This window comes from Chromohalobacter sp. 296-RDG, assembly GCF_029889885.1.
Classification (GTDB): domain Bacteria; phylum Pseudomonadota; class Gammaproteobacteria; order Pseudomonadales; family Halomonadaceae; genus Chromohalobacter.
The window spans coordinates 1-1,347 of sequence record NZ_JARANY010000205.1 but is presented as its reverse complement, the minus strand read 5'-3'; the positions used below and the strand labels follow the sequence as shown (position 1 = coordinate 1,347).

Annotated in this window: 3 protein-coding genes; all 3 read right to left on the bottom strand. The window is 54.6% G+C overall.

Annotation, left to right across the window (positions count from 1 at the left end; all coding sequences use genetic code 11):
- The coding region (locus OP495_RS17900; protein ID WP_280571132.1) for a tripartite tricarboxylate transporter permease at positions 1 to 291 on the bottom strand (291 nt) is incomplete at its 3' end.
- Complete coding sequence (locus OP495_RS17895) at positions 291 to 734, bottom strand: tripartite tricarboxylate transporter TctB family protein (RefSeq protein WP_280571131.1); 444 nt, start codon at positions 732 to 734, stop codon at positions 291 to 293. The genes OP495_RS17900 and OP495_RS17895, both read right to left, overlap by 1 nt.
- Positions 731 to 1,347 (bottom strand): tripartite tricarboxylate transporter substrate-binding protein (locus OP495_RS17890; RefSeq protein WP_280571130.1); only part of this gene is annotated, 617 nt, incomplete at its 5' end. The genes OP495_RS17890 and OP495_RS17895, both read right to left, overlap by 4 nt.

The window sequence follows — 1,347 nt, the reverse complement described above, 5'->3', positions numbered from 1 at the left end:
GAGACACGTCATCATCGCCGGCTCATCGCCAGGAATATTGAGTAGTATCGACGAGATACGCCCGCCATACATGGCCCCGGCATAGACGGAGGTCAGCATGATCAGCGCGGTTTCTGGTGGCAAGCCCAGCGTAAAGGCCAGCGGGATAAGGATGGCTACGCCATTGGTTGGCCCCAATCCCGGCAGGGCCCCGATTAAAGTACCGAGAAAGGCCCCTAACAAGGCGAACATTAGGTTGTTCGGCGCAAATGCGACGCCAAACCCATCAATCAGATAGCCCAAGGTTTCCATCAGCTTCCCTCCAGTACACGCAGCACGCCCAGAGGCAAGGATAGATCGAGGCCTATGGTAAACAGAAAATACACCACGATGCCCGCGATCAGACCCACTACGTAGGCACGAACAGGCGCCGCCCCCATGCGACAGCACAGGGTGCCGACAGCCAGAGTCGTGGTGATGATGAAGCCTAGGGGCTGAAGCAACAACACATAGGCGATCAACACCACCACGGCTATCAGAAGTTCCAGTGTCGTGCGCGCTGGCGGCCATTTTGAGCCCGGATCAGGTTTGACAATCAGATACAGACTACTTAGCACCAGCACCACGGTCAGCAAGATGGGAAATGCCCCAGGTCCAATGGCCTCGCTCGATTCAGAAAACTGAGTGGCGCCCCAGCCGTACGCGACGGCCAGGACGAGCATCAGTAGACCAAAGATACGGTCATTGGATTTCATTCCGCCTGTCCGATTTCCTCGGAGAGTTCCTCGATATCCTTAACCTGATCGAGCACGAACTTCTCGAACTCTTCACCTTCCATGTTGAAAGGCATCAGGCCATTGCTCTCCATGGCTTGCTTCCATTCCTTGCTCTCAGCAAGCTCCTGAATGGTCGATGTCCAAAACTGTTTGGCCTCATCCGATACGTTGGGCGGAATGTAGAATCCGCGCCAGTTGGGCGCGATGACATCGATGCCTTGTTCCTTCGCGGTAGGTATGTCCGATAGATCATCTTCAAGGCGTTCATCTGCAAGCAGGGCTAAGATGCGTAGGTCGCCGGATTCCCTGAAGCCCTTGGCTTCGGAAATGTCGCCGCTGAAAACGTCCGCGTGCTCGCCTACCACCTGAGTCAAGGCTTCGCCTCCACCTTCATAAGCCAAGTACTTAACCTTGCTCATATCCTCAACGCCCGCTTCATCGGCGAACATCAACGCTTTCAAATGGTCCCAGCTTTTTTTCGCATCGCCACCAGCAAAAGTGATGGAACGCGGATCTTCCTTGAGCGCATCGGTTAGGTCTTTCAGGGTTTGGTATTCTGAATCCTGTGACACGCCAATCACACCATAATCGG